The organism is Neobacillus sp. 19, assembly GCF_049463095.1.
In the GTDB taxonomy this organism is placed as follows: domain Bacteria; phylum Bacillota; class Bacilli; order Bacillales; family Cytobacillaceae; genus Neobacillus.
In genome coordinates, this window is the sequence record NZ_JBMPZU010000031.1 from 49,112 (window position 1) to 75,068 (window position 25,957).

General features: G+C 38.9%; 14 protein-coding genes. 11 read left to right on the plus strand and 3 right to left on the minus strand.

All coding sequences use genetic code 11. The annotated features are described in order from the left end of the window. Positions 1-127: 127 nt before the first annotated feature. From ACO1D1_RS09240 to ACO1D1_RS09265, 6 genes are all read left to right on the plus strand, one after another. Positions 128-4,393: a S8 family serine peptidase gene (locus tag ACO1D1_RS09240; protein WP_423335689.1), complete on the plus strand. Its 4,266-nt coding sequence runs from the start codon at positions 128-130 to the stop codon at positions 4,391-4,393. A gap of 207 nt (positions 4,394-4,600) precedes the next feature. After that, entirely contained in the window at positions 4,601-6,649 is a 2,049-nt protein-coding gene (locus tag ACO1D1_RS09245; protein ID WP_423335690.1) for a glucosaminidase domain-containing protein, read from the plus strand. Positions 6,650-6,812: 163 nt separating this feature from the next. Then, complete coding sequence (locus tag ACO1D1_RS09250) at positions 6,813-8,693, plus strand: NTP transferase domain-containing protein (protein ID WP_423335691.1); 1,881 nt, start codon at positions 6,813-6,815, stop codon at positions 8,691-8,693. Continuing rightward, positions 8,677-9,648 carry a DMT family transporter gene (locus ACO1D1_RS09255; RefSeq protein WP_423335692.1) on the plus strand — a complete coding sequence of 324 codons (972 nt, stop codon included), beginning with the start codon at positions 8,677-8,679 and terminating at the stop codon, positions 9,646-9,648. Before ACO1D1_RS09250 ends, ACO1D1_RS09255 begins: the two co-directional genes overlap by 17 nt. A 61-nt stretch (positions 9,649-9,709) precedes the next feature. After that, a complete protein-coding gene (locus ACO1D1_RS09260) occupies positions 9,710-10,402 on the plus strand; it encodes an NTP transferase domain-containing protein (RefSeq protein ID WP_423335693.1) in 693 nt (230 codons plus the stop codon). A gap of 266 nt (positions 10,403-10,668) precedes the next feature. Beyond that, positions 10,669-12,078, plus strand: a complete 1,410-nt coding sequence (locus tag ACO1D1_RS09265; RefSeq protein ID WP_423335909.1) for an IS110 family transposase — start codon at positions 10,669-10,671, stop codon at positions 12,076-12,078. A 1,345-nt stretch (positions 12,079-13,423) separates the two neighbouring features. On the opposite strand, the gene ACO1D1_RS09270 is transcribed toward ACO1D1_RS09265, so the two are convergent. Next, positions 13,424-14,200, minus strand: a complete 777-nt coding sequence (locus ACO1D1_RS09270) for a nuclease-related domain-containing protein (protein WP_423335694.1) — start codon at positions 14,198-14,200, stop codon at positions 13,424-13,426. A 325-nt stretch (positions 14,201-14,525) separates the two neighbouring features. Between ACO1D1_RS09270 and ACO1D1_RS09275 the strand changes: the two genes are divergently transcribed. From ACO1D1_RS09275 to ACO1D1_RS09285, 3 genes are all read left to right on the plus strand, one after another. Next, entirely contained in the window at positions 14,526-16,079 is a 1,554-nt protein-coding gene (locus ACO1D1_RS09275; protein ID WP_423335695.1) for a glucosaminidase domain-containing protein, read from the plus strand. Positions 16,080-16,615: 536 nt separating this feature from the next. Further along, complete coding sequence (locus ACO1D1_RS09280; protein ID WP_423335696.1) at positions 16,616-17,425, plus strand: NlpC/P60 family protein; 810 nt, start codon at positions 16,616-16,618, stop codon at positions 17,423-17,425. Between the two features lie 180 nt (positions 17,426-17,605). Continuing rightward, entirely contained in the window at positions 17,606-19,537 is a 1,932-nt protein-coding gene (locus ACO1D1_RS09285) for a fibronectin type III domain-containing protein (protein WP_423335697.1), read from the plus strand. 58 nt (positions 19,538-19,595) lie between these two features. On the opposite strand, the gene ACO1D1_RS09290 is transcribed toward ACO1D1_RS09285, so the two are convergent. Both ACO1D1_RS09290 and ACO1D1_RS09295 read right to left on the minus strand, forming a co-directional pair. Further along, the gene (locus tag ACO1D1_RS09290) at positions 19,596-21,062 is read right to left on the minus strand and encodes an oligosaccharide flippase family protein (protein WP_423335910.1); all 1,467 of its coding nucleotides are present in this window, start codon (positions 21,060-21,062) and stop codon (positions 19,596-19,598) included. 51 nt (positions 21,063-21,113) lie between these two features. Next, positions 21,114-21,884 carry a LicD family protein gene (locus ACO1D1_RS09295; protein WP_423335698.1) on the minus strand — a complete coding sequence of 257 codons (771 nt, stop codon included), beginning with the start codon at positions 21,882-21,884 and terminating at the stop codon, positions 21,114-21,116. A 257-nt stretch (positions 21,885-22,141) separates the two neighbouring features. On the opposite strand from ACO1D1_RS09295, the gene ACO1D1_RS09300 reads away from it, so the two are divergent. Together ACO1D1_RS09300 and ACO1D1_RS09305 are read left to right on the plus strand one after the other, a co-directional pair. Continuing rightward, on the plus strand, positions 22,142-24,232 hold the full coding sequence (locus ACO1D1_RS09300; RefSeq protein WP_423335699.1) for a sulfatase-like hydrolase/transferase: 2,091 nt from the start codon (positions 22,142-22,144) through the stop codon (positions 24,230-24,232). 173 nt (positions 24,233-24,405) lie between these two features. Then, complete coding sequence (locus ACO1D1_RS09305; protein WP_423335700.1) at positions 24,406-25,872, plus strand: O-antigen ligase family protein; 1,467 nt, start codon at positions 24,406-24,408, stop codon at positions 25,870-25,872. Positions 25,873-25,957 lie beyond the last annotated feature (85 nt).

A 25,957-nucleotide genomic window follows, 5' to 3' on the forward strand; every position in this document is an offset into this window, starting at 1 on the left:
ATTGACCCGATGATAGAGTACTACTAAAATTAAAATAGCATTTAGATTTTTCTAACAATTATGGAAAGCCTCTTACTAGATTGAAATAATTTAAGTGTGCCAGATATTTAGAGGGGGAAACAGAGGAATGAGTCTTAAGTCATGGAAGAAGAAAAAGAAAAAGCAGATGACTACATACGCACTTGTCTCGGCGATGATGCTGGCAAACCTTGGTTACACAGCATCGGCTTCGGCAGCGTCTCAAACACCACAGGCAAAAAAAGATTATTCGTCGATGGTGAACCAATTTAAACAGCATTTAAAAGTAAACGAGCGAAAAAAATTAAGTGAGACATTAAAAGCCAAATTCAAAGCGACTGACAATGTCCGCGTCATCGTCGAGGTAGACGGACAGACGCCTGTAGAACTGGCAACGGAGCAGGGAAAACTGTACAAGGAATTGGCAGAGAGTACAAAGACCTCAATGGCGGCGAAACTCGGAAAACAGCAGGAAGCTGTGAAGGAGAAAATTAAAGCTAAAGGAGTCAAACTCAAATTTAAAAACCACTTTTCAACAGCCTTTAATGGTTTCAGCGGTGAAATCGCATTTGGTGATATGGCAAAGCTTGAAGCAGTTGAAGGGGTAAAAAATGTTTATTTAGCTAATGAATATAAGCGCCCGGTAAAACCTGATCTAAAAACGAGTAAATCTCTTGTGCAAGTACCTGAAACTTGGGCAGATGCAGGTTTAAAGGGTGAGGGTATGGTCGTCGCAGTCATTGACACTGGAGTGGATCCAACCCACAAGGATTTTGTCTTGTCAGATGACAGTGCGGCAGAACTCTCAGAAGAAGATGTGGAAGAAATTGTTAGTAAAGATGGCTTGAAAGGGAAGTTCTTCACCGAGAAGGTGCCGTATGGCTATAACTATTTTGACCAAAATGACACCATCCTTGATAAAGGATTTGATACCGCCATGCACGGAATGCATGTGGCTGGAATCGTGGCAGCGAACGGGGACGAAGCAGATGGCGGTGTGAAGGGCGTAGCTCCAGAAGCCCAGGTCTTGGCAATGAAGGTATTCAGTAATGACATCCTTTTCCCGTCAACATGGTCAGATGTCTATCTTGCTGCCATTGATGATTCCATTAAGCTTGGTGCGGATGTATTAAATATGAGTCTTGGGGAAGTTGCTTCTTTTTATTCGAAAGACAGCGCCGAAGATGTAGCGATTACTAGAGCAACGAATAATGGTATCGTCTGTTCGTTGTCGGCCGGCAACTCAGGTAACATTGGTTTTGGATGGGACAACCCTTTTTATAAAAATCCGGATATTGGAGTCGTTGAAGCACCAGGATTAAATCCGGCCGGTATCTCGGTTGCGGCAGCAAATAATCTTTCCATTCAGTACCAGCATTCTGTCACAGTAGGCAGCTTTACAGGTGTGGGATATGGAACAGATGACTGGAGCGCTCTGACGGCAGAGAACGAGGATCTGCAGATTGTCAGCCTAAATGGTGCACTAGGTTTTCCGGAAGACTATGAGAATATCGATGTTGTCGGCAAGATTGTCCTTGTAAAGCGGGGAGACCTATCATTTGCTGATAAAGCATTATTGGCTGCAGAAGCGGGTGCAGCTGGAATAATGGTCTATGATGATGGAAAATCAACTTTCTATAAAAATCAAGGCGGCTTCGACATTCCGTTTATGCTTCTTTCCCAAAAAGAAGGCGAGTCACTTGAGGCGGCTTTGACAGAAGGATCTCAGTCCGTATCGATAAACCAGATTGAGCAACAAGAAGACCCGGATTCAGGCAAAATGACCGAGTTTAGCTCATGGGGAACGACACCGGGTCTCGAGTTGAAACCGGAAATTACAGCACCTGGCGGAAATATCCTCTCCACTTTAAATGGTGACCAATATGGCACTTACAGCGGGACATCAATGGCAGCACCGCATGTGGCAGGCGGATCAGCTCTTGTTCAGCAATATTTGCAAGGCGACAAGCGTTTCAAAGGCCTTACTGTCAATGAACGCACCCGATTGGCAAAAACATTGTTGATGAATACCGCAAAGGTGATTGATGATGCGAACGGACAGCCATACTCACCACGACTTCAAGGTGCAGGAATGATGCAGACATTCAATGCGGTGAAAACACCTGTATATGTGGTAAATAAGAGCAATGGTCAAGCAAAGGTAGAATTAAAAGATTTTACATCGAAGAAATTTGAAATGACGCTTACAGCGAAAAACGTTTCAACAAAGGATGTTACCTATACTGTAAATACAAAGGTTTTAGCAGACACGCTTAAGCAAAATGGTGAAGGTGAAAACTACAATGCCTTGATTGCCGGTAATCTCGAAGGCGTGATCATCGACGGACCGGCAACGGTCACCGTTCCGGCCGGAAAAACACAAGATATTACCATAAAGGTCGATTTAAGTAAGGCGAAGGTTCCGGCCATTGATGCGGAGGGGCATAAAACAACGGTTGCACTTAAAGAAGATATGTTTGTGGAAGGCTTTGTCAGATTAGTGGATGCTGATAAGAATGTTGCCGGTAAAAAGGAACTTAGCCCCGATCTAACCATTCCATACGTCGGCTTCTACGGCAAGTGGGATCGTCCTTCCATTCTTGATGGCTTTAAAGATTTAGGAGAATCCCGTTTCTATGATCTTCAAGGGCTGTTTGACTGGGAAGATGAAGAGGGAAATACAGAAGAGGTTCCTGTCCATGATATGTTGTCAGATGACTGGTTCACAGCGCCTGTCCCTGAAAAAGGTTTTTATGCAATCTCACCAAACGGAGACTGGATGAATGATGATATCAACACCCTTCCGTCATTTTTACGGAACGCTGCAGAGGCGCAATTTAATATTTTAGATGAAAATAAACAATTACTCCGACGTGTAAAATTAGAGAAAAACGTCTTTAAGAGCTATTTTGATGACGGGTATGGAATTCCGTTCTCTTATAATTATGATCGTACTTGGGATGGAACCGTAAAAGGCAAGCCGGTGAAGGATGGTTTGTATTACTACCAAGTAAAATCAGTGATTGATTATAAAGGGGCAGGGTATCAAACAAAAGATATACCGATAATGGTCGATACGACTTCTCCAGAAGTAACTGCAAGCTTTGATCAGGAAACATCTATTGTCAGCTGGGAAACAGTTGAAGAAGGGTCGGGCGTACAAGCCTATGGTATTTTCGTCAATGGCGAGTTAGTCGGGGAAACAACCGGTGAAGAAAACAGCTATGAATTAACCGATGTACCTGAAGGGTCAGTGATTGATGTCATTGCAGTCGATTATGCCTACAACTTTGGCGGTGACACGGCTGCTGCGGGTGAGGCGGAAGACGGAGAACCAGTGATTATCATAAATCCGTTTTCAACGATGCCATATGGAGCTTACAATTCAAAAGAAGTGCCCGTTTCCGGAGCGGTGATTGAGGACTTAGGAGTAAGTTCATTAACCGTGAATGGAAAAGAAACAAGCTTTAAACATACCGGCCCTAGTTTATATGAGTTTTCAACAACAGCTACATTTGCAAAAGATGGTTTCTACGATGTAATCGTTAAGGCGGTGGACAAATCAGGAAATGAGTCATCGATTTCCCGCAAAGTGTTTGTAGATTCCACGGGGCCGCAAATCAATGTCCAGGCCCCGAAGCTTGTTCCTGACAACAAAGAAGAAGTAACCTTGAAGCTTAATCTAAAGGATAACTTCAATTACCTATCATTATTTGTTGATGATAATCATGAATATGAAAAGGCCATTGTCGGTCCGGTAGATGTTATTAAACCTGCAAATGACAATGTGGAGGTAAAGGTTGCTCTAAACCGCGGTGATAACAAAATTTCCTTAAAGCTGCGCGATCTTGCCGGCAACGAAACCGTGAAGGAAGTCGTGATATACCGTGGAAACGTTTCAGGCTGGAAGCTGGAAGACGGTTCATGGTATTACTATCAAAATAGTGTTAAAGCAACTAGCTGGGTAAAGGCTGGCTCATACTGGTATTACTTAGCGCAAGATGGAAAAATGAAAACAGGCTGGTTACAAGACAAGAATAAATGGTATTACTTAACTAAGAGTGGGGCAATGGCAGAAAATCAATGGGTCCTTGACCAAAATAAATGGTATTACCTTGGTAAAGGCGGCGTGATGCAGACCGGGTGGGTCCAATTGGGCGGCAAATGGTATTATCTAAAAGCCAATGGTGAAATGGCTAAAGGCTGGATTTCTTTGAAGGGCCAATGGTACTATTTACATGCAAACGGCGACATGGCAACAGGCTGGAAGCAGATTGGCGGCAAGTGGTATTATCTATACAGCTCTGGTCAACTCGCAGTGAATACCACAATTGACGGCTATAAAGTGAACAACGATGGTGCATGGATTAAATAACAATAAAAGCATGTGAAGGCGGTCAGCTCAATCTGGCCGTCTTCTTTTTTCGCTGCTAATAACTATGTAAATATTACTAAATTCGACATAGTTTCAAAATTTTTGTTGAAAATTTGCCTCAAAATGAGAGAATAAGAGAGATACAATTTTGTTTAATAGGAAGTTTAATAGATAGAGAGAAGAATTATATTCATGGGGGGAAATAGATTGAAGAAAAAACGTGTCACTGCTCTCGCCTTGGCAACCATGCTGTTCTCTTCTACGGCTTCAGGCGCTGTTGCAGCTGGAACCTACACATGGAAGTATCAGAACAATCAGTGGTACTATGTCACATCAGCAGGAAAGCCTGTTACGGGCTGGGCCCAATATGGTGGTAAATGGTACTTTTTAGATAGCAATGGTGTCATGAAGACAGGCTGGCTTTTTAACAATAATCATTGGTATTACCTAGATTCGAGCGGAGTAATGAAAACCGGCTGGGTACTAGTGGGAAAAAGCTGGTATTACCTCGACTCAAGCGGAGCCATGAAAACTGGCTGGCAATATATCGGCAACAAATGGTATTTTCTTGATTCCAGTGGGGCCATGAAAACGGGCTGGTATATGGAGAATAATACTCGGTATTTCCTTGATTCAAGTGGAGCGATGAAAACCGGCTGGCTGTTAACTGGGGACAGCTGGTATTACCTTGATCGAAGCGGAGCGATGAAAACCGGCTGGATTGAGCTCAGTAATGGAAAATACTATCTTAGTTCAAGCGGAGCAATGGTCACCGGGCAAAAATTTATAGATGGGGTGCCCTATGTTTTTACTTCATCAGGTGCCTTAAGTACGGCTCCATTAGCCGGCCTATTCCGGGATGGCCAAACCATCATGTATTTTAATGCCAATGGCGAAAAGCACACGGGCTGGCTGATCGATGGGGCTAATAAGTATTATTTTTCCCAAGAGGGTTTGGCTTTAATCGGCTGGTACACCGAAAAGGATAAAAAGTATTACTTTGCCCAAGATGGCAAGATGAAGACCGGCTGGGTTTACGATGCGAATAAATGGTTTTTTCTGAACACCGATGGGACAATGGCCGCTGGCTGGGTATATGTGAATGGAAAATGGTATTTCATGAACGAAAGCGGAGTAATGCAAACGGGTTGGTTAACCGATAATGGCAGTACGTATTACTTAAACAATAGCGGGGACATGGTGATCGGCTGGTTATTGGTCGATGGCAATTGGTACTTCTTTGCAGGGAATGGAAAAATGCTTACCGGTGAACAAATCATCGGCGGCAAGACCTATAACTTTTTCGATAACGGTATCTTGAATGAAGGTCCTGTAATGAAAACGACCAATTACGATCTAACCTTCCAGCAAATGCTTGATATTCAAATGACAAGATCTCCACAAACGGATAAGTATCGAAATGCAAAGGCCTATGTGAGCAGTGAGTATATCGCTATAGATGCTGCCGACCCTTCAAAGGGAGTCGTTACGTCCACAACTCCGCTTAATGTTCGTGAGGATATGAATACAAATTCGTTTATTTATGGGAAATTGAATCCAGGGGTAAAGGTGCAAATAAATGCTGCTGTAGGGACCTGGTATGAAATTGAATACGTGACATGGCGGAATGCGAAATCATCAGATGTATCTTATTATTTGAATCCGAAATCGTTTAGCGAAAAAAGCACGGAGTATTTTCAATTTCTCCTTTTAAACAAAGGCGCCGGAACGACAGCGCAGGATCTGAATGCGAAAACATTGGCTGGAAAAGGAATTCTGGAAGGAAAGGCAGACGCCTTCCTACAGGCAAGCAAAAAATATAGTATTAATGAAATTTATTTAATCTCGCATGCCTTACTTGAGACTGGCAATGGCAAATCGAAGCTGGCCCAAGGGATTATCGTTGATACGGTGGATGGTAAGAAGTTAGATAAGCCGGTAAAGGTGTATAATATGTATGGGATTGGTGCGTTTGACAGTTGTCCAGATACATGCGGAGCCGAAACGGCGTATAAAAAAGGCTGGTTTACACCTGAAGCAGCGATCATCGGCGGTGCAGAGTTTATTGGCGCCGGCTATATAAACGCTGGAACACCGCAAAATACTCTTTATAAAATGAGATGGAACCCAAGTGCTCCTTGGCACCAATATGCAACCGATATTGGCTGGGCGGTTAAGCAGACAAGTAATATCAAAAAAATCTATGATTCGTTAAGTTCCTATACCATATATTTTGACGTTTCTGTGTATAAATAATAACCAAATCGAGGACTGTGCATGCTTGTGCACAGTCTTTTTATCTTTTCCTTTACATAGGAAATACTATTCAATATCAATAGTTTTTTGTTTACAGATATTCTGGGCTGCGTTACAATGAAAATACATTCAAATATTGAACATATAGAAGGGGGCACCCTAAATGGAACAACAATTATTACAATTATTAGAAGCAATTAATAAACATGCCCATTTGAATCAGAAGAAAATGGCTGAAATATGTGGAATTTCAATTGGAAAAGTGAATTATCTCATTCATGACTTAACATTTGGAAACTATATTTACAGTGAGAAAAAAGGCAGGAATATTAGCTATTACCTTACACAAAAAGGCCTTGATACTTTACAAAGCGGTATTGAAGCCTATCAGGGAAAAAAGGTAAATATTCATCAAGAACCATTAACTGAAATAAAGCAGGCGATTATTTTAGCTGGGGGTTCACGAACCGATTTTAATAAACCGGCAGGGCTGATGGACATTGACGGCACTACGCTGCTAAAAAGAAACATTGATATTTTGCAAGAAAATGGCATCAACCAAATTGTGATCGTCACTGGCTACAAGCCGGAAGCATTTCAAGAGCATCCAGAATTCAGTCATTTGACATTTGTGAACAATCCCAAATACAAATGGACGGGTTCGATGGCATCATTGGCATCCGCCTTTGAAGTGATCACCGAGGATTTCCTATTGATTGAGGATGATATATTAATTGAAGAACGTGCAATTAGAGAAATTCTCTCACATCCACAGCGAGATTGTGTCCTCATCAGTAATGAGAGCGGCTCCGGGGATGAGGCCTTTGTTGAAATTAAAAATGGCTATCTTCATAAAATCTCTAAGGATATTCACCAATTTAACCGAATAGACGGGGAGATGATTGGGGTCAGCAAGCTATCCTATGAGGTCTATTCAAAAATGGTCAGTGAGTATCAGCAAAATAATAAAAATCCATTGATTCATTATGAGTACATGCTGCTGGACATTTCCCGGCATTATAACATTGGCTATTTAAAAATGCATAATCTTGTTTGGGGAGAAATTGATAGCTGGCAGCACTATCATACCGTCAAGGAAAAGACCTTTCCGATGCTAAAACGGAAGGAAGCCGAATTCCGCGAAATTTTTATTAAGAGCCACTTAATCGAAGCCCTAGACCTTGCCTATGAAGATATCAGCGAAATTCAGCCTTTTGGCGGGATGACGAATAAGAATTTTAAAGTAGTGATAAAAGGCAAGGAATATGTACTGAGGATACCTGGTAACGGAACAGAATCAATGATTAATCGAAAAGAGGAAAAGTTTAATGCGGCGCTTGCGAGTCATTTGGGTATTGATACGGAGCTGGTTTATTTTAATGAAGAAACAGGTGTGAAGATTGCCGAATTAATCCAAGAGGCCGAAACATTAACGCCTAAAATGACGAAACGGCAGGACATCATGGAGCTGACGACAGAAATTTTTAAAACTCTGCACTTCTCCAAGCTGCAAATGGCCAACCGCTTTGATGTATTTGAAAGAATTGACGAATACGAACGGCTGATGGAGGAAGCAAATGGCCATCCTTATGAGCATTATGAAGAAACGAAAAGACAGGTTATGGTGTTGAAGGAAATATACCAAGGAATGAATATTGAACTGACTCCATGCCATAATGATGCCCTGCCGCAAAATATGGTCAAGAGCGGCGAAAACAAACTGTACTTAATTGATTGGGAATATAGCGGCATGAACGATCCAATGTGGGATCTAGCTTGGCATGCGATGGAAAGTGAATTTACACCGGAAGAAGAAGAACTATTTTTAACGCTATATTTTGAGGAAGATGTGATCCCGCTTGAGATCCAGCAGCGAATGATTATGAATAAAATCTTCCAAGACTTTTTATGGACGATTTGGACGGTCATCAAGGAAGCGAAGGGTGACGACTTTGGCACCTATGGAACGGACCTGTTAGCAAGATGTAGAAAAAATTTAAACCATGACTTAATTAGGGAGATGACGTATGAATTTCAAAAATAAAGGGGTTTACTTCGGCATGCTGTCGGGTTTCACCTGGGCGCTTGATACAGTTTTAATTGGCACGGTATTATCAAAAGCTGTATTTGTGTCGACAGAAATGGTTATTTTCCTTGCCCCATTAGTTAGTACATTTTTCCATGATATGTTATCGAGTTTGTGGATGATGCTATATATGACAATCAGAGGGGAATTTAAAGTTCCCTTTAAAAAAATTGCGACGAGAAGCGGCCGGTTTGTCATATTAGGCGCATTGCTGGGCGGACCGATTGGGATGACCGGATACGTCCTCGCCGTCAAATATTTAGGGGCATCACTTTCAGCCTCGATTTCTGCCGTTTACCCGGCAGTTGGCGCCTTTTTTGCTTTTGTGATTTTAAAGGACCGCTTGACCATCAAGAACTGGATTGGACTGTTTATTAGTATTTTATTCATTTTCCTTTTAGGCTTTTCCGGCGGCGAACCGTCTCCAAGCTACATTCTTGGCTTTACCTTCATTCTGCTGTGTATTTTCGGATGGGGGATGGAGTGCGTGATTCTTGCCTATGGGATGAAGGATGATGAAATTTCTCCAGAACAAGCATTACAAATTCGTCAGTTAGTTTCCGCAGTCACTTACGGAATTCTGATTTTACCTATTTTTAAAGCTTACCCACTTGTCGGCGAAGTCTTTAAAAGCAGTGAAATGTTCTTAATCGCGGTCATTGCTTTATCTGGAACGGCTTCCTACGTGTTCTATTACAAAGCGATTTACACGCTTGGCCCTACTCGTGCAATGGCATTAAATATTTCTTATGCTGCATGGGCGATTTTCTTAAGTTTTCTCATTTTACACACACCAATTACCGCAAAGGTTGTCTTTTTTAGTATTATGATATTAGTAGGCTCGATCATCACCGTTGCAACCCAAGACGAACTGAAATGGATGAATATTTTAAAAAATAAGCGAACTGCATAATTTATTCAACCGAGCTTGTGATGGAGCTGACAATTATTTTAAAGGCAGGAGAACAGGAAAAATGAGAGCAATTATACTCGCAGCAGGACTGGGCACAAGGTTACGGCCTCTAACATTAACAACACCTAAAGCGTTGACTGTCGTAAACGGAAAACCAATGCTTGAGACACAAATTGAATATTTACAAGAAATTGGCGTAGATGAAATTATTGTCTTGACTGGATATTTAGCTGAGAAATTTGAATATCTCAAAGATAAGTACGGTGTTACCCTTGTTCATAATGATAAGTACGATATCTATAACAATATTTACACAATGTATTTAGTGAGAGAATATCTCCACGATACGTATGTAATTGACGGCGACAACTATCTGCATCGCAATTTCCTATTGAAGGAACCACAAACCTCGATGTATTTCAGCGCTAAAAAGCCGGATTTCAAAGGGGAATGGATCATCCGCTACGACGATAATTACCGCGTTACGGATATCGTTGTAGGCGATGGCGATCACGAGCACATCCTGTGCGGTGTTTCTTACTGGTCTGAAGAGGACGGCAGATACATTATTGGAAAACTGGAAGAACTCGTTGCAAGCGGCAACTTTAAGGATTTCTGGTGGGACGAAATCGTCAAGCTTCATATCCGTGATCTCAATGTATATTTGCAGGAAATTCATCCGGATGACAGCTACGAAATCGACTCTATTGCAGACCTTGAAAAAGTAAATAAACGATTGGCAGAACGTAGTTAGGATAGGCCGGACACCTGGGTGTCCGGTTTTTCCTTTTAGGGTGATTGGAGCCCATTCCGCTGAAAAGATTGATAGAAAGGTATCCAATAGAGCCGATTGGAGCCCGTTCCGCTGAAAAAATTAGGAGAAAGGGATCCAATAGAGGTGATTGGAGCCTAGTATAGTAAATAGGTTCAAATAATAAGAAAGGCCACCATTTTCATTGTAAAATGGAAGTACCTATCACAGAACTTCCAATTACTCACCCTACCAAGGAGATGAAAATGATGGCTTATTCATTATTGAACCACATTCAAGGAAAAAACGGAAGTCGATGGGCACAATTTGTACGGGAAACAGGAACAGATAGTATGTTGATAGTAGCGATTGACGCGGCGAAGTTTACTCACAAGGCAATGATATGTACGTTTTATGGGGACGTTTTGGTGAAACCATTTGAATTTGATGCTTCCCTGACGGGACTTGAAATGGTTAAAGAACATATACAAACAGAAAAGAATCGGCTTGGGATGAAGGAGGTTGTAGTGGGAATAGAAACCACTGGGCATTATTATGAGGATTTAGTTCGACGTTGTCATTCTGAAGGCTATCATGTTCGCATCTTAAATGCAGCTACTACTGCACAGGAAAGGCAAGCTCTTTTGAATTGGTCCAAAACGGATAATCTAGATCTGATGGCAATTGTTCAATCTATTATTAATGGACGAGGGACATCCAGTGAGTTGTCCAAAGGATCCGTGCACAACTTGCAGAAATTAACGCGTGCCCGTCGGGCGCTTGTGGGGGAAAGGACATCGACTGAAAACCTGATTCGGGTATATATAGACCATATTTTTCGGGAGTTCCAGGGGAAAAGTATGTGGATAAATGGGAAGCGCGAACATGTCGAACCTTTCTCGAAGTTATTTGGAAAAGCACCACGATATTTTATGCGCCATTGCCTTCATCCAAGTGATATCCTTACCCTTGGAGAGAAGGGATTACGTGACCTTTCCATACGGGAAAACCTGAAGCTCAGGGATAAGTCGATCCAAATATTGCTTGAATTTGCACAGAATTCAATCTCGCAACCTAAAGAGCTTTTGGAAACGGAACAATTTCTTTTGATTCAAAAACTTGACCAATTAGAGCTTTTAGATAAACAGATTCAATTGCTAGAGAGGAAAATCGAAGATTTATTTGTTCAAACCGAAGGAGCAGTCATTCTTAGCGTTCCAGGAATAGGAGTTGTAACGGGGGCTGAATTATACGCGGAAATGGGCGATATATCTGATTTCGACCATGCAGGGCAATTAATTAAAATGGCGGGGACAAATCCAATTGTGAAGCAGTCAGGGGGTAAAAGACCTTCATACTTTGGCGTTTCTAAACAGGGAAGAAGAACTTTCAGGAACGTTACTTATCAAGTTGGAAGATCCCTAGCTGTTAATAACCCTGAGATGAAACAGAAATATTTGGCCTTTAAAGAGCGTGGAAAGCACCCAGGGCAAGCATATATTGCTTTAGGAAACAGAATGATCCGTTTAGCCTTTTCAATGATTAAGCATCAATCGCTCTATCAAACAAATCAACCAAACTATGTCTTAATTGATGAAATAACAAAGAAGATTCATAGCCCAAATGTAAGATGTTTTTATGAAAAGTTTGTCATATCAGCTGTTAGTAAATCAGCGTAAACCAGAAACAAGATTTTTAACATGTGGATAACTCTGCATAAATTATTTTGTCATATAATCAGCTATGTTCCCAATTTTTTCTTTACAATTGTGCATAACCGAAACCCTTTTTAACTGTTAATTAAGCTTTAAAAACAAAGCGGAAAGAACATTCTATTAGAAATATTATTCCTTTACAAATGGGGCTCCTCTAGGGCGTTAGATCACATTGTACTTCGTGCCTGAGGCTCCAGACCTCGAGTGACAGCGTTATGGATCTTGTCCTGCAAGTACGAATAATACGTGAAATCTAAGTTTAGATTTACTAGGCGGTATCCTCTGTAGGATGAAAATGCAAGATCCCTTCACGTTCTAGAGGGGCCCTATTATAATTCTGTGATGGTTGACTCTTCAAAAAAATGGATTTTGGGAGTTCTAGTTAAAGTCGGCCTTTTTTAATAAAAAATTATGTTTGACTTATTACCCATTATACGCTGTTACGCTGAAAAGATTGATAGAAAGGGATCCAATAGAGGTGATTGGAGCCCGTTCTGCCGAAAAGATTAATAGAAAGGAATCCAATAGAGGTGATTGGAGCCCATTCCGCTGAAAAGATTGAAAGAAAGGGATCCAATAGAGCTTGTTGGAGCCCGTTCCGCCGAAAAAATTAGGAGAAAGGTATCCAATAGAGGTGATTGGAGCCCGTTCCGCTGAAAAGATTGAAAGAAAGGGATCCAATAGAGGTGATTGGAGCCCGTTCCGCTGAAAAGATTGAAAGAAAGGGATCCAATAGAGCTTGTTGGAGCCCGTTCCGCCGAAAAAATTAGGAGAAAGGTATCCAATAGAGGTGATTGTAGCCCGTTCCGCCGAAAAGATTGAAAGAAAGGGATCCAATAGAGGTGATTGTAGCCCGTTCCGCCGAAAAGATTGAAAGAGAGGGATCCAATAGAGGTGATTGGAGCCCATTCCGCTGAAAAGATTGAAAGAAAGGGATCCAATAGAGGTGATTGGAGCCCGTTCCGCTGAAAAGATTGAAAGAAAGGGATCCAATAGAGCTTGTTGGAGCCCGTTCCGCCGAAAAAATTAGGAGAAAGGTATCCAATAGAGGTGATTGGAGCCCATTCCGCTGAATAGATTGAAAGAAAGGGATCCAATAGAGGTGATTGGAGCCCGTTCTGCCGAAAAGATTAATAGAAAGGAATCCAATAGAGCCGATTGGAGCCCGTTCCGCTGAAAAGATTGAAAGAATGGTATCCAATAGAGCAGATTGGAGCCTGTTCCGCTGAAATAATCGAGAAAAGGGTATCCAACAGTATTACTGTTACCTAATTCATAAAATATGATGTATTTACAATCTATAATCCTATCACTCATAGTAGGTCCATTGCCCATAACCTGTTGCTTTCAAGTTTTGAACAAGAATCCTCTTAATTACCTTTTTTGAAATAACCCCGCCACACCAATCCACAACTAAAGTAGTAGTGATCTTCATATCCGGAAAAAGCAGCTTCAGCTCCCGCGTACTCCTTAGTACCGCTGCATCAATCGTCTCCTCACAGCCGCAATCCCCACATACAAGTTTCCTCCCATTAATAAAAAGCGAAAACGATTGGCAGTTACAACAAATGAAGCCCTTCCGTAGACCCTTGTATTTATAAGACGGAACCCGGGAATATGGTGGCTCAACTTGGTGCAGGGAGACTAAAAGATCAGCAAGTTTTTTATGCTTTATATTAAGCTTTCCCGTTAACATATTTAATTTTTTCATCTCAGCATTTATTTGTGTAGGATAAATAATCGGTTTATTTTTGGGTGTTTGATATAAGGTAAACTCGGGGTTAATAAACACCAGCTTGGATTCAATCGGTAGTTTGAATCCGTGTTTTTGGAGCAATTGGCGGAGCAGAATCTCGCATCGGTTTAATTGGTCTAGTGGATTCGTTATAGTCTTTCCGGTCTTCATTAAATTGAAGTTATCATTTTCATAACAATAATCACCATCATTATTTTTCACATCATAAAGATAAAGGGTATCTTGAACAATCAATGTGTCAATTTGAAACTTCGAATCATTAAAGTATAGCAGCAGGTCATTTAAAATATAACAGTCACACTGAAGCTTTTCCGTTAAAGCATCAAACATGATTTCTCCTTCCAAGCCTTTTTTTAGTCGATAATATTTCCAGCGATCTTTCCTCAGACAACTCCATTCGGCCGTGTAAACTTCTGAAAATGACGATTTCTTCAGGTTCCGTCCGCGGCTTATAAGCCATAAAGCACATCCTTTCCATTTTACTAATTTAATTTTACAAATATTCCCCTAAATAACTTGTGCAAGATATGTATTTTTCATGACATCCCTGTCGAAAAGTCCTCTCACTAAAACTATTGCGTAAATCAAAAATATGTTAATCTATATAATAGATTGCTAGATACAAAAACTGACAAATTACGAGAGGAGTAATCAATTGAAAAATCAAGCACTGCGATATTTCGCTATGTTACTACTATTGCTTGGGATTATTACGGGTGTTTCAACAATAAATGCTGAGGCTGCTGAACAACCGAACATGAAGGTAACGTCCATTAAGCTTCCAGTTTATCGGAGTTTCCAAGAACTTTCTGACCAACAAATTCATTTAGCCCAGAACTATACACGCTATGCAGAATTATCATATAACGATGTGGTGACCATTATTAGTGAGCAAGAATATGCCGCTAAAATCCGTATGGCAGATGGAAGGGAAGGCTGGGTTCACCGGGCATACCTAAACAGTGATATAAAGAATCAAACCTGGCTGGTGAAAAAGGAAAGAAATCTTCGGGCCACTTCTGATGGAACGAAGCCCGTAATTGATAAAATTCCGGGTAACACGAAGGTATTCGTTTTAGATGTAACACCTGACACCAAATATTACAAAATTCAAACGGCCGATGGACAAAAGGAAGGCTGGATCTACAATTGGTATCTGGAAAATGAAACGTATATGACTATTCCAGGCGGAAGCAATGTGATACCATTTGATTTTGGAACAGGAGCAACAACCAACAGTATTTCCATCTTCACTCCGCTTAACACAAAAGCAAATGTAACGGCGAATGCCATTAACCAGTTTATTAACTATAAAACAAATTGGGGAAATACTTTTATGACGGGGATGGGTGAAGCGTATATTGAGGCCCAATCCAAAACAGGCTTAAATGCTGTTTACCTTTTAGCCCATTCCGGTCTCGAAACAAAATGGGGCGATTCGACAATTGTAAAAAGTAAGAGAAATTACTATGGGCTTAATGCCAATGACATCAAACCGCTTGATGATGCCTATGATTTTTCCTCAAAAAAAGCTGGAATTGTTAATGGCGCAGAGTTTATCAACTTGACCTATGTGAATAGACATAACTTGATGAAGAATTCTTTAGACCCATATCAACAGCCGACACTTGATAATATGCGGTTTAATTCCAACTATCATCAATACTCGACCGACGAGGCATGGGCAAGCAAGATTGCCCAAATTGCTAAGGAATTCACTACCTTTACTACGAATACAGGCTGGAAATCATGGGGCGGAAAATGGTTCTATTACAATCAAGACTGGACCCTTAAAACGGGCTGGCTGCAAACAGGAGGGAAATGGTACTACTTCGACAACGCGGGTGTGATGAAAACGGGCTGGCAGTACGTTGGCGGCAAGTGGTACTTTATGAATCCGAATGGAGACATGACAACCGGCTGGTTGTATGCTGGAGGAAAATGGTACTTCCTCAACCCTGGTGGTGATATGCAGACCGGCTGGTTGTACAATGGCGGTCAATGGTATTTCCTTGATAACTCCGGTTCAATGAAAACCGGCTGGATGTCTACTGGCGGAAAATGGTATTACTTGAACAACAGCGGCGCGGTGAAAACGGGCTGGGTACTAGTCAGCAATAAATGGTACTATTTATATAGCGATGGACATATGGCTGCCAACACCACAATCGGCGGATATCGTCTTGGCAAAGATGGCGCCATGCTTTAAATAAGAGAATCACCCGTCAAAGGGGTGATTCTTTTTATTTTAGGCTCTGTTAAAGTTTATTGTTGATTTTTTACCACTGTTGATTGGAGCGGAAGCCGCGAGACCCCTGCGGGAGCAGCGGGACAGGTGAGACCCCACAGGCGCTTTAGCGCCGAGGAGGCTCACCGCCCGCCCCGCGAACCGCTCGCGGATGTAGCGGAAATCAACAGCCACGTTTAACAGAGCCTTATTTTAAAATAGTAATCATGCAATGTTCGTCAGATCTTAACCTGAGGAAATTCGACAATAACTAGTAGAAAATAAGCAGAAGAATATTAAAAATATGAATTTCATAGTTTTATTGGCATAAAATCCAAGGTGACAAATTACCTGATTTTCCAACTAATTATCGGAAAATTTCAAGAAAAGTCGAAAAAGGTCAGTTCTTGAAACATTCCTGTAATAATATTAAAAAATAACTGTAATCAAAAATATGAAACTTTTATGAGATACTGGTATTAACAAAAAAAGAGAGAAGAAGAATCAAGGGGGATATCATGAAGAAGTTAGTTGTCAGTGGTTTACTATCATGTTCTTTACTCTTAGGCGGCGGGTTATTTAGCGGACATAAAGCAGAAGCATCAACATTGGGTGATAAAGTGACAAATATTGCACTTGAATATATTGGAGTACCATATGTCTGGGGAGGAACATCTCCAAGTGGGTTTGATTGCTCCGGGTATACAAGCTATACATACAAGCAAGCTGGTGTTACATTACCAAGAACAGCAGCAGATCAATATACTAAAGGACAGGCAGTTTCAAAAAGTAATTTACAAGAAGGCGATCTAGTTTTCTTTAGCACGTATAAAGCAGGAGCTTCCCATGTTGGAATCTACCTCGAAAATAATAAATTTGTTCATGCATCTAGCAATGGTGTAAAGGTCAGCTCATTAACAGAATCTTACTATGCGAATACGTATATTGGTTCAAAGCGTATTGGCAGTACTAGTAATGGTTGGGTTCTTTCTAATAATGTCTGGTACTTTTATAAGAACGATGTCATGCAAAAAGGCTGGATTATAGATGGTAATACATGGTATTACATGAATACGGACGGAAAAATGAAAACAGGCTGGCTTTATACTGGAAATCAATGGTATTATTTAGCTCCAAGTGGTGCCATGTTAACAGGCTGGATTTATCCTAATGGGAAATGGTATTATTTAAAACAAAGTGGGAATATGGCTACAGGCTGGATTTATGATAACGGTAAATGGTATTATTTAAATTCTGATGGTTCTATGGCTAAGAACATCACGATTGATGGTTATGTGTTAGGAGATAATGGAGCTTGGATTCAATAAATAGGAAAAAAGGCAGGGTTAACTCTGCCTTTTTTTTGTTATTCAAAAGTTTGCAAGGGTGGTTTTAAAAGTTTAGTTCATTTGGTAGAATAGAATTGGCTAAAAGGTATTTAGATAGTATATAAGTCCTATGTGGAAATGAGAAAATAGAGACAATTCGTGGAGTGAGGAGAGGTAGGTTTGAGACAGAAGTTTTACTGTATGTCTTTTTTTATCATCTTGTTTATATGCTTGCTTGGGCAACCATTTAAAATGGCATATGCATCAGGGAAGGGTGATACGGAAGAAAGCCCAGTATTACAATTTCCCGTAATGAGCGATATACATATTGGGGAAAAATATCAAAAAGATAGATTTATAAAGGCACTTAGTGATTTTCGTATATTAGCACCCAACTATCAGGCGATTGCAATGGTGGGAGATATTACAAATCATGGGTGGGAGCAGGAGTATGATGATTTTAACAATATCTTAAATTCTAATATTATTCCCAGTGCAGAAAAGATTATTACAATGGGAAATCATGAATATTTTGAGGGAGTTTTCTCAAATAGGGACTGGGATCCTGAATTTTACATGAATAGGTTTGTCAGCAAGACTCGCTTACCTGAAGAGGGAACGAAAATCTATTATGATAAATGGATACAAGGATATCATTTTATTACACTTGGCGGTGAAGGGTTTCCTAGTTCGGATGATCATGATCATGCGAATGTAACGGATGAACAATATGACTGGCTGGAAAAAACTCTCTCAGAAGATTCGGATCCAGCGAAACCCATTTTTGTATTTTTACATCAAGCGATTGACAATACAGTTTATGGCAGTGACGATTGGGGGGGAGGATTTAATAATAATAGGCTCCAAGAAATTCTGAGTCAATATCCTCAGGTTATTTTATTTTCCGGACATTCCCATTATTTGTTAAATCACCCGCGTACAGTTTATCAGAATGGATTTACAATGGCCAACGCAGGTTCTGTTGCATATACCTATTCTGATTCAGGGTCACACTTAAATTCGCAAGGTCTACTGGTTAACGTTTTTTTAGACAAAGTGGAAATAAAAGCAAGGGATTTTACTACCAATACCTGGGTGCGGACATTTACTGTTCAATTGCCTTTTAAGCAGACTTATTACGATAAGAATAATCCATTCTTCTTTAAAGGTGCATCAACCAAGGTAGAAAAGAATGTCACGGGTGATACTGTTACACTTTCTTGGGATGCTGCTTTTGATGATTCCCAAGTTGATAAGTACATCATAAAGAATAATGGGAAAGTTTTATATACAAAATATATGAACTTTTGGGATAATAAATCCCAAGAAAGCAATATATATGCAACTCTTACTAATTTATCGCCTGATACGGTGTACAATCTTTCCATTATAGCAGTGGATGCGTGGAATAAGGAGTCTATAAATAGTTTAACGGTTTCCTTTAAGACATCTAAGTTATCTGGATGGAAGATTGAGGAAGGAAAGTGGCGATTCTATAAAAACAATACGAAGGTTACAGGCTGGCAGGAGATTGAGGGAAAATGGTACTTATTCCATTCGGATACCTCTATGATTACTGGCTGGTATACCAATGGGGCGAAGAAGTACTATCTTAATGAAAATGGTGCCATGCAAATTGGCTGGAAAAAATTAAATGATGAGTATTATTATTTTGGCAGTGATGGAGATCTCAAAATTGGTTGGCTGCAATTAGGAGATAAGTGGTACTTTTTAGACAACAATGGTGCCATGAAGACTGGCTGGTTACAAGTTGGAGGTAAATGGTACTATCTTGACGATAATGGAGAAATGAAGAACGGCTGGCTGAAAGTAAGTAACAAATGGTACTATTTGGACGGGGATGGAGAAATGAAAACCGGCTGGATATCCTTAAATGGAAAATGGTACTATTTGCTAGAAAGTGGAGAAATGAAAATTGGTTGGTTATTATCGGGAAATAAATGGTATTATCTTCAATCGAGTGGAGAAATGCTTACTGGCTGGCTATATGACAAGGGCAAATGGTATTACTTAAATGCTAATGGTTCAATGGCCCAAAATACGATAATTCAGGGATATGTAATAGGTAGTGAGGGGGTGTGGAGGAACTGAACTAAATAAAAAAGGATGTCTTAGGTAGACATCCTCTTTTTGTAATCAGAAGTCATCATTAGGATTGTGTAGGCTTTCTAAAACGTCCTTTAATTTTATCGATAAACATAGTAAGGATCTCGTCTTTTGTAATAAATAGGATTGCTGCGTAGACAGTTATACAGACAGCTACTGTAACGATAAATATAGAAATATAATGGGTTACAAACAGTCTTATCACATATGCAATCGGTAAAAATAGTAATGAATAATAGAAATATTTTAATTTGGAGAAATTCAAAAAATTGTAATTTACTTTTAAATATTTACGAATGTACACGTATTCTAAAATCACTAATAGAAAATTGGAAATAGCTGTTGTCAATATTGCTGTTGTGGGACTAAACCATTTCATATAAATTAAGGCAGAATTAAGAATGAAGTTAAGAATACCGCATATTAGGACTAACTTTACAAGGACATTCTCTTTCTTTTTTACATATATGACTTGATTGGATAAAATTGATTCAATGCCAAGTGAGATCATATAAATAGCAAAGACTGCAAGTGTACTTTGCGCACTTACAAACTTTGGCCCTCCATATAGGAGAATTCCCACATCAGATATTACGAAAAGACCAATTGATGCCGGGAATAGAAAAGCGAAATAAATTTTAGAAATATTGTTAAGAAGAATTAGATAAGAATCCTCATCCTCACTGCCGGACAAATAAGAAAGACGAGGGATTGTTACCTGAATAATACTTAGCATCAGCGTATTAATGATTCCCATGATCTGCTGTGCCATCACATAATAGGAAACGGACGCTTCGTTAATAACCTCATAAAGCATAAAACGGTCGAGCTGATTATATAGGACATTTGCATTTGAAAATATAACGACTAGAAGCAACGGCTTAATATGATTTTTGATTTTGATATTTGAAAAGTCGAGTTTAATAGTTCTTTTAATATAAATGAAACTGACGATATTATTCAGAACAGTTGTGAGAATAAGTAAAAAAGCATATTGCTTATAGTCACTTGATGTTTTTACAAGAGTAAATAACAATGCGATATAAATAATTTTAATTATAACAGTTTTAATAGTTATAAAATCGTACTTCTCACGCGCTTCATTCACCCATTCAACATAAAAGATATTTCCGATTAAATTGACAGAATACATCATTAAGACTGGAAAAATAGCTTTTTCCCCATAGCCAATGTAGGAAAAGAACAAGTAAACTACAAAGGTTATGATGCTTGTTCCAATACTAAGTGTGAGCATACTGGTGAAAAATTGATTTACCTTTATTTTGTCATCTTTAATTCTGCTCATTTCTCTTAGCCCATATTGATATATACCAAATACAGCAAATATGAAAAAATAATTAAAGATGGTTTCAGATGTTTGAACCTTCCCGATAGAGTCGGCTCCTAGTGTACGATATACATAGGGACCTACTAAAATTGGGATAATGATGTTAAAAATGTTTAGGACTATTTTATAAATAATATTTTTAAACAGTGATGACTTTTGCATATCTGCACCAATTTGTCCTTTCCCACTGAATATGGCCATTAGTCACTCTTTTTATTTCTTTGAAAATGTAAGTTCGGCCATATGGCTGACCCGCTTACTTTCCTCTGGCAGCTTCATATAGTCATCACCGTATAAGGTGGTTAAATAATGATTGGGATGTTGTGGGATTTTAAAACGAATACCTTCAAAAATCCCTTCCTTTAAAGGGAAAATATCGTCGACTCTATAATAGGCAAAACCGTAGTAGGCGGTTTCAATGCCATAAGTTATATAGTCAGATGGTTTTTTTAATTTGCTATAGATGTCTTGTAGTTTAGTCTTATTAATTACTTTTCGAATCTTGTTTTTTAGGCCAAGAGTATTTGGCGGGTATTCGATACTGGCAACACGATGGACAAGCTTTTCAACAAGTGATTTTTGATTTTTCGCGGACGCATAGTCATAAGGGAATACGTCGATTGAAATTCCTTTACGATTAATACCATGCCAATCTACCCATTCATAATCATCAAGAAAAAGGATTTTTAACCAATTATGCTTGCCATGGGTGTGAATGGTTTCTGTTTCAACTTTAAACTTTTGCGGCAGCTTTTCTCCTACAATTTTTCTAAAGCGATTATAATCCTTTCTTAACATACCGATATCAGCATCATCATCCCAAGGGATAAATCCTTTATGCCGTTCTGAACCAAGTAATGTGCCATCGGTAATCCAATAGGGAATTTCTTCTTCTCTGCAAATTTGATCTACAGCCAAAAGCATTTCTGTCATCGTTATTTGAGCAGCTCTTAACGGGCTGACTTTTTCCATTTCTTCAATCAATCTCGTTTACCTCCAGATTTTAAACTCGCTTTTTACATTGAAATCCCAACTTTCAATTTACACAAATATGAGTAGTAAATCAACCAGAATGTAGTGGCTTTCTCGTCGAGATGATGTAATTAATTTACATTATTGGGAATTCCTATTCATTTACTGTGAAATATGTATGGTGTAAGCTTAGTATTGATTATAATATCCAATTTGAATATAATTCATAGGTTATCAACTAATATTGAGAATTACACAGGGAGAATGCTATGTGGAGAAAACTTAAAGATTCTATTATTTCTTATGTCATTACTGGATTACATGTGTATCTGCTTATTTTTGCAGTTGAATGGATTTATCGTGGAAGCTTTAATGCTTCTTATTTGTGGATAAAAGGGTTTACAATGCCATTCACATATAACTTTATCATTTTATTTTTACTTTTTAGTATGATTAGAATTTTCCGTCGGAAGTTATATATTCTATTTTCATTTATTTTGACCGTACCGTTTATTGTTTTAGCGATTGCGAGCAAGATTAAGCTAGAAATAAGAGGGGAGCCAGTTTTACCCTCCGATTTTCTTTTAGGCTCAGAAGCAACGAATATGGTTGACTTCTTTTCAAAAAGTTTATTTACATGGTTAATTGTTGGAGCTGTTACTGTGATTGCCATCATCATCTTCAGTATATATAAGGCGCCCAATCAAAAACAGAGAAACTGGCTGACAATCTCTTTGGCTGTAGTCTTTTTTCTTGGATTTTTCGCTGTTTATATGAATGAGACAAAGAACGATGATACCTATTTAAAAAGGAACCTGAATATCAGCTATTTGGCTTGGGACCAAAAAAGTACTACTGCACAGGATGGAGTAATTGGCAGTTTTATGCTAAATATGAAATTGTTAAAGATAGACAAACCGATGAATTATTCAAAGCAGACAATTGAACAAATTATAAGTGAGACTGACACCCAAACCTATTCGGATTCAGATAAACCGAATGTTATTATGATCATGAGTGAGGCATTTTGGGATCCTACTGTCATGACCAATGTAGAATTCAATAAAGACCCCTTACCATTTTTTCATAAACTGCAAGCGGAACAATCAGGAGGAAAGGTTACCGTTCCGGTATTTGGAGGCTCAACGGTAAACACGGAATTTGAAGTACTAACAGGTGTTTCAACTCAATTCTTGCCAGCGGGTTCCATTCCGTATTTAAATTATGTGACTAAGCCTATTCCTGCCTTGCCCAATATCTTTCGGAATAACGGTTATGAAACGACTGGTATTCATACCTTTCATCATTGGTTCTATCAGCGGTCTGCCGTATATGAGAAGTTGGGCTTCGATCGATTCGAAAGCTTAGAATATATACCGAATCCCGTTCCAGATGGAAACTTTATTCATGATCAAACCATTACCGATGAAATTTTAAGAAAATTAAACTTGGGTGGCAAGCCGAATTTTATTTTTGCGGTGACAACGCAAAACCATGGCCCATATCAAACAGAAGGCAAAAAGCCTTATGCCAACATGGAAGTCAATCTGAAAAATGGGAAATCATTCTCGGCCGATGCTAAAAATATTCTTGAGGTATATTCCGATAATCTCACGGAAATTGATAAACAGCTTGAAAGACTAATTACTGAATTAGAAAAGTCGAACCAAAAGACCATTGTCGTATTCTGGGGGGATCATTTACCACTTCTGGGTGATGATTACAAGGTTTATAGGGAGGCTGGCTATTATCAAGAATCAAATGATTTTGATGATTATAAAAGAATGTTTACAACTCCGCTTCTCATCTGGGATAATTATTCTGGAAAAAATGAACCTTTAAACGTGGGGGCATCTTTAATCGGACCTGTTCTGCTTGATCGAGCAGGAATAAAAGGTGATTACTTAACTAATTATTTACTAAATGAGTACAAAAATAATAGTGTAAAGGAAATTGTTAGAGAAGACTTTATGCCAGAGGAAAATATTAGTGAAAAGGTTGTCTCCAATATTAAACAGCTGCAATATGACTTATTATTTGGTAAAATGTATGGAATCAGTGATAAAAAAGCAATCCAGCCCAACCCTGATTATCGTTTAGGATATAAAGATCCAAAAATTACAGATGCTTCGGTTGAAACCATTGATGGCAAGAAGCTTTTAGTGGTAAAAGGAGAAAATTTCACCGGGAGAAGCTATGTGTATGTAAATAATAAATATATTGCAAGAGAATCAGGGGATGAAAATTCCATTAGTGTACCGATTTCAAATAAAATAGAAAATATGAAAATTATTGTAAAAGTGATGGATTCCAATGAGAAAGTCCTTTCGAAATCGAATACTTTTGAAATAAAAAAATAACTTTCCGCCAAATTAGGGTCTGTTTTCTGACCCTAATTTTTTTTGAAGGAATAACGAGCCTTATACCGGAAAAATTAATATTAGATTTCTGCTCATAAGCTTGGTATACTAAAAAAATGAAAAGTTTAGATAGGTATCATTAGCACAAAAATAAATTATAAGAGGTAAAGAATATGTTGGGTTTTTCACGTCAGCGGTTGTACACAGTATTGGCCGGTATCATTCTTGTGATTGCCGGTTTATTTATCCACAGCTCCATTTTTGGTGTTGCCATTTGCATATTGTTGGCAATGGTAGTATTGTACGATGAAAAAATTGGTATTTTATTTTTAATTATTCTTGTTCCAATTCGTGCCTTTTTAACAGTATATAATCCTGGATTTAAACTGATTGGCGATATAATTATTCTTTTTCTGTTGCTAAAAATATTCTATAATAATAGAAAGAATCTGCGCGGGTTGTTTCAATTCCATCCATTTGAATATGCCTTTTTCGCCTTTTTAATTGTTGGGGCAGTATCTGCTCTTATTACAGGTGTATCTATTCAGGCAATAATTATTCAGATACGTGCATTTGGTCTCTTCTATTTATTATATTATATTGTAAAACGGTTAACGGTAACAGAGCAGGATATAAGCGATATTTCTGTAGCCACAGTTGTATTTGGAGTTGTCCTTTCACTCCAGGGATTAGTTGAGAAGATCTCAGTGAGGACTTTACTTCTTCCAGAAGTATGGCAAAATATGGAGCTGGCTTATACGAATGCACAGCGTGTGTATGGGTTAATGGGAGGACCAAATGAGACCGGCATATTTCTATTAATTTCCTTCTTTATTGGATTCAATTTACTTAAATCTGCAAAAGGTAAAGGGAAGATTTTACTCTTTTCTAGTTTAATCCTAATTGCAACGGTTTTTATTCTTACTTATTCACGTGGTGCAGCATTAACGATTATTGCCTTTTTACCAGTATACATGATCGTTTCCAGAAAGTTTACATTCATTAAACCGTTAATAATTATTGGTCTTTCAGCATTTTTACTATTCTTTGTGGTGGAAAAGGTAACCGGAATGGTAGAAGATTATCAAACACAACAAGCGGCTGACCCAAATAACGGGGAAGTTCCGAAAGACGATAAGCCCTCTAAGATTCCAAATAGTGAAAAAGGTATGAATCGCTTCTCGGGTGCATTCTCAGAGGAAAATATAGCATTAAGTGGTGAGGATGGCCGTGTCTATTATTTTAAAAAGGCGCTTATGGTATTTAAGGACCGCCCAATAATGGGTTATGGGTTTGGTACCTATGGAGGTTCTGCGACACTAATTTATTCTTCACCAATCTATAAACAATACGGTATTTTAGGAAATTTTTATTCTGACAATCAATATACGCAATTAATTGCCGAAACTGGTACGTTGGGAATTATTCTAATTGGAGCCTTTGTTATTTTCTTATTAAAAATCACTTGGGATCTAAGGAACAAGTTTCAATTTTCTCCAATATTGATTTACTTTATTATTGGTGCAATTGTGAGCGGAGCGGTTTATAATATCCTGGAAAATGACGTATTTACCATGTTTTATTTTCTTATTCTTGGCTATGCGTATAGATTTCTTAACAAAAAAGAAAAAGCAATATAATAAATGGGGATGTCCAAAGAGTGGGGTTTCATCTTTGAAGACATCCCTATTGGTTTTTAGGTGAATATGTAAAATTTTATGTAAA